Raw genomic sequence first — 5,273 nt, 5'->3', positions numbered from 1 at the left:
ATTTAATATTGCCCTTACTGCGCAAATCATTCGGCACCACAACAGGTAAGGTCGCCAGGGAACGCCGAGTTCTTGGCTAAATAAGTGAAGAAAACGACTTTCAGATAGTGCGAGTTGTTGAGCAACGTCTGATGCACGCCAGTTACTTGGTTTCAGGCATTGCCCATCTAAGCATTGGTTAAGTTCGCTCACTAACGTCTTGATGCGTTGATCTCTAATTTGACTGTCGTTGATGAGAGGAAATTGAGAAGAAAGTCCTAAATACTCAAATAAAGGAGAAAGAAGTACAGTGAGATTATCAATGTGTTCTGTATGAGAAAATGTGGGGGAGGGCTCTATACATACTTTCGATGGCTGCCCATTCAGTGTCTTAGACAGTGCGAGCCCCAATGAGCTCGTGGGCTCGACCAATAAGATCCATCCTTCATCTATTTGTAACTGATGTTCGATGTTTGAATCGATAATCACGGGTGTAGATACTTCGGCTTCATCAAACATACAGCTATGGTCTTTCCTAGGCCAAGCTAACTGAATAGCATGGTGACGATGAGGAGCAGCATCGATGGATGAACCATATATGATGACTATGCCTGCCTTTATCCAAACCTTAGGTTTCATCACTTCTCGTTTCTCCAATAAATGCATTTGATCCAGGTATCGAGACTATTGGTTGATGCCCTAAACGAGTGGTTATTCCAGCCACGTTGTGAGCTTTTTGAGTTACTTGCTTAACAGCCTCAATTCTAAACTCTTCGGGATATTTTTTACCGTTGGTAAGCACCTTTGGTTAGTGGTTTTTTCTAACTAAAAGGCGTCTATCAAGTCAGCGAATATTCAAACTTCTAATGTGGATATTTTAAACAATTATACTAGTTTTGTAGCGAATCAAACTTAATAGTTGGATCATGAGTTATCCAGGAAGCTGATAGCAATCGCTGATTTTATAATCATTTACAGGTAGCGTATCGCAGCTACTTGCTAAGCTATTTACCATCAAACTTAGGCTGCTGACAGGCTGTACTTCAGCACCTATACTCACGTTAGTATTCTTTTAATCAATGTTTCAATTCGCTTGCTTTGATATCTAATTACCAAGGATGGTTTCATGAAGCAACTTTCCATTAGTACCAAATTACTCTGGATAAACTCTGCGTTACTATTGATCATCGTTTTATTGCTATCTGTGACCTTAAGGTGGACGCTAAATAGCAAAAATGCCGAAATGGCTGATCAAGTTCAGCATAGTATTCAGTTAGAAATTAAAGCCAAGCTCATGTCTACGGCTGGTCAGTATGGTGAAAAGATAGCAAACTTTATTAATACCGCTTTTCAAACGCCACGTACACTTGCAGCATCGATTGCTAAAACATCCGGTACAGAGCTAAGCTCACGCAATGCAGTAGAAGCCACTCTACAAGCTGTGCTAGAGAATAATGATCACTTATCTGCAATATATGCTCAGTTTGAGCCAAATGGCTTTGATGGAAATGATGCAAGCTATACCCAAGATACCAGTCATAGTGTCCCCGGTGTGGGAAGCTTTGAGGTTTACTTCTACCGAGAGTCCAACGACGAGGTTGTCCAAGAACAAGTCACAGACGCAGAAGAGAAATACGCTGCTGAAAAGGATGAATTTGGTTTACGTGAAGCAGAGTGGTACTTGTGTTCAAAGGACACCTACTCTTCTTGTGCGATGGAGCCATATCTAGAAGAAGTCGATGGTCAAGAGATCATGATGAGCTCGTTGATCGCACCTGTCGTTAAGCAAGGTACCTTTGTAGGTGTTGTTGGCGTCGATATTCATTTACCTGTTTTTCAGAAGTTGATAAATGAACTCTCTAGCCGTCTTTACTCAGGGAAGGCGAAAGTGACCTTGCTGAGCGAAAAAGGTTTAATTGTTGGTTCTAGCCACTATGCTAATTTGGGTCGTCCACTGAGTGAGGCGATACCTAGTAATATTGCTTCAGCTCTAACTCAATTGCATATCGGCAGTGGCTTTTTCTCTGATGAAAATATGCTTGCTGTTGCTTACCCTATTGAGATCCCTCTGGCAAATATTGAGTGGTCACTAGTAATCGAGGTACCTAACGAACAGGCTCTAAGTAGTGCTAGTGAGTTAAGACTCGCTATGGATGAGATGGCAAGTTCACTTGGAACGCTCCAACTTGGTATAGGTGCAGGTGTATCAGTCTTCGCTGTAATTGGCATCGCAATTTTGGTTAAAGGTATTGTTGCTCCAATCAAAGTAATTCAGTCACACGCTGAAAACCTTGCCAGTGCTGATGGAGATTTAACCCAATCTATTCAGGTTGAATCGCACGCTGAATTAATTGCTCTTAGTCGCGGTTTTAATTTATTCATCGACAAACTAAAAGGGTTAATTGTTGAACTGAAGGGCATCGCTTCTCAATCACAAAATGTTAGCGCTTCGACAGCAAATATAGCAAAGCGAACACGTGATAGTCTAAATAGCCAAAATAAAGAAGTGGAAAATGTTGTTACTGCAATTAATGAGATGAGTGCGACTGCTTCTGAAGTAGCTGGTGCGTCTGAGAAAACTGCTTCTGAAACTGAACAAATGTCGAATAGCCTGCAAGCTTGTGAAGGTAGCTTAAATGATGCGATGGGATATGTAGATACAATGTCTCAAGAGACGTTATTGGCAAAGGATGCTATTAGCAAGGTGTCTGATAGTAGCAATAACATTAACTCAATTGTTGATGTTATCCGATCTATCGCTGATCAAACTAATTTGCTTGCACTAAACGCCGCTATTGAAGCTGCTAGAGCAGGGGAGCAAGGACGAGGCTTTGCGGTTGYCGCTGATGAAGTACGCTCTCTTGCTTCAAAAACTCAAGAGTCAACAGATGATATAACTAAGTTGATTGAGGCACTTCAACAAGAGGTAGGCTCTGCGGCAAAGGTTATCGACTCAGGGACAGAGAAAGCGGACCTTGCGGTCTCTCAAACTAATGAGGCGCTGTCTTCTATTAATTCTATCGTTGGTCAAATCGGTGCGATTTCTAGTCAAATTACCCACATTGCTACTGCAGCAGAAGAGCAAAGCCTCGTGACGGAGGAGATCAATCGTAATATCACTGCGATTTCTGATGCGTCCAATGAACTTGCTTCTTTAGCTGACGAGTCTTTAGCAAGTAGCCAGCATTTATCAGAGCTAGTAAAAACACAATACCATCACCTTGACCAACTAAAAACTTAGCACCTTTACATTGTAAGGTTGACAACAAAGTGTAAATTCAGCGGTTGCTCCTTTATTGATGTTTGACTGTGTGATGATTCAAACTCGGTGAAACGACAAAGGTTACGTTCGCATCTTTTCCGCAAGTGCTTGTTCATCGTTTAAGAGAGTTCAAAAACCCATTAGCATGTCACTGTGCGATTCACGAAGTAACATTAATAAGTCGCTGACTTCCTCAAAGATGAAACGGGGAACTCACGTTATGTGGTTATTGAGAGGGTAGCTGAAACCTATATGGGTAACCCTAATGAGTTGCTAGGGTGGGACTACCAAGTGACGGGTAACGTTGTCTAACTAATCAAAATTAATTGTGGCAACGATGTTCTTGAATTCTAATTACTGCCCAAAGTCRCCATCGTTGGAGCGCTGAGCTTAAAATGAAATATGACAGAAATGTCATATTCTCGCCTCACCCATGTCACTTGTGTGTTGTTATTCTTCCCTCGTCAACTAAAAACGAGGAATTTTAACCATGAATAAATTATCTATTATCCTTATCACTATCGCTTTTTCATTTGTTACAAGTGACGCATTAGCTTCTCCTCTTCACGTCCTTGTCGAAAAAAACACAGTACTGCATACAAAAGCTACAGAAAGTAAAGAAAGTGCTTATGAAGAGGCGGTATCCGTACTAACAGAGCTGAAACAAAGTTCTCCTGCTGAGTTGAAGCAACAGTTAGGTGTATTTTCAATTAATTTAGTAACCAAGAGTATTAGTCTGAAAGACGGCTCGTATATTATTGCTCAAGAATATATGAATGAAGAAGGTGAACTGCGTTATAAAGGGCTGGTTAATGTGAATTATGAATACAGACAAGTTGAACGTAACAATTAATCCTTACTCATTCATCTAAATTTAGGAATGCGAGGTTGTGAAACCTCGCCGTACCTTATAGCCTTACTTCATGACCAGTTAGAAATTTAACTACGTTAGAAGGTAGACATGAAAATACTCATCATTGAAGATGAAACTAAAACAGGTGAATACCTTGTAAAAGGCCTGACTGAAGCCGGCTTTATATGTGATCACGCTCTTAACGGCGTTGATGGTTTATATAAAGCAACATGTGAATCATTTGATTTGATTATATTAGACGTTATGCTGCCTAATTTAAATGGTTGGCAAGTTCTGAAAACGCTAAGAAGTAGTGACATTCAAACTCCCATAATTATGTTGACCGCTAAAGATCAGGTAGTCGACCGTGTGAAAGGACTGGAACTAGGAGCTGATGATTATCTCGTTAAGCCATTTGCTTTTGTCGAACTTCTTGCTCGTGTTCGTAATGCGCTCAAGAAGGTGACCCCAATCGAGTCATCAACGACTTTAAGTATTTCTAACCTTTCTCTTGATCTTGTTCGAAGAAGAGTAACCCGAGATGGTAATGTAATCAGTCTAACTGCAAAGGAATTCCTTTTGTTGGAACTTTTTATGCAAAGGCGAGGAGAGGTTATGTCTCGCTCTCAAATAGCTTCTTCTGTTTGGGATATTAACTTTGACAGTGATACAAATGTTATTGATGTCGCAGTAAAACGGTTACGTTCTAAAATGGATAATGGTTTTGAGCCCAAGTTAATTCATACTATCCGTGGTATGGGCTATGTCTTGGATGATGAACATGCATAGAATAACCTGGTTAAACTCTATAGCTAATCGTCTCAATTTCTCTTATTTCCTTGTTTCATCATTGGTATTATGTAGTGTCGGAGTGGTGATGTTTTTTACCGTAGACCGTCATTTCTACCAGCAAGATCATTATATTTTAACTCAAAAGTTCGAAACGATAGATAAATTGCGTCTTGAAGGCGACTTCATCGATAAGTTTGGCAGTTTCTTTTCATCTGGCGAAACAAAACTCTGGCTTATTTCTAAAAATCAATTGATATACAGCTCTCAAGATATTTCTTTACCTGATGACTTTTCTCTAACTACTAAAGACCCGTTTCTCGAATGGGTCTTTGATGGTAATTATTACAGAGGCCAACTTTTTCAGCTCAAAAATAGCCCGGGTACTTT

Annotated in this window: 4 protein-coding genes and 2 pseudogenes; 4 read left to right on the top strand and 2 right to left on the bottom strand. The window is 40.3% G+C overall.

All coding sequences use genetic code 11. The annotated features are described in order from the left end of the window. Together L4C33_RS19475 and L4C33_RS19470 are read right to left on the bottom strand one after the other, a co-directional pair. On the bottom strand, positions 1–618 hold a 618-nt coding region (locus tag L4C33_RS19475), incomplete at its 3' end, for a helix-turn-helix transcriptional regulator (protein WP_428814057.1). Positions 619–644: 26 nt separating this feature from the next. Continuing rightward, positions 645–781 (bottom strand): annotated as a pseudogene (locus tag L4C33_RS19470) (transposase); the annotation flags it as partial. A gap of 324 nt (positions 782–1,105) precedes the next feature. On the opposite strand from L4C33_RS19470, the gene L4C33_RS19465 reads away from it, so the two are divergent. The 4 genes and pseudogenes from L4C33_RS19465 to L4C33_RS19450 all read left to right on the top strand — a co-directional run. Beyond that, on the top strand, positions 1,106–3,220 hold the full coding sequence (locus L4C33_RS19465) for a methyl-accepting chemotaxis protein (protein WP_428814056.1): 2,115 nt from the start codon (positions 1,106–1,108) through the stop codon (positions 3,218–3,220). A gap of 511 nt (positions 3,221–3,731) precedes the next feature. Beyond that, on the top strand, positions 3,732–4,094 hold the full coding sequence (locus tag L4C33_RS19460; protein WP_428814055.1) for a DUF3316 domain-containing protein: 363 nt from the start codon (positions 3,732–3,734) through the stop codon (positions 4,092–4,094). Positions 4,095–4,202: 108 nt separating this feature from the next. Continuing rightward, positions 4,203–4,883 (top strand): heavy metal response regulator transcription factor, encoded by a 681-nt coding sequence (locus L4C33_RS19455; protein ID WP_428814054.1) that lies wholly within the window; start codon positions 4,203–4,205, stop codon positions 4,881–4,883. 88 nt (positions 4,884–4,971) lie between these two features. Then, a pseudogene (locus tag L4C33_RS19450) lies at positions 4,972–5,273 on the top strand (heavy metal sensor histidine kinase); the annotation flags it as partial.

The organism is Vibrio makurazakiensis, from assembly GCF_050337375.1.
Lineage (GTDB): Bacteria > Pseudomonadota > Gammaproteobacteria > Enterobacterales > Vibrionaceae > Vibrio > Vibrio makurazakiensis.
This window is presented reverse-complemented; position numbering and strand designations above follow the sequence as displayed.

Coding starts and splice junctions, on each gene's coding strand:
- L4C33_RS19460 (WP_428814055.1), top strand. CDS start 3,732: ATGAATAAATTATCTATTATCCTTATCACTATCGCTTTTTCATTTGTT.
- L4C33_RS19455 (WP_428814054.1), top strand. CDS start 4,203: ATGAAAATACTCATCATTGAAGATGAAACTAAAACAGGTGAATACCTT.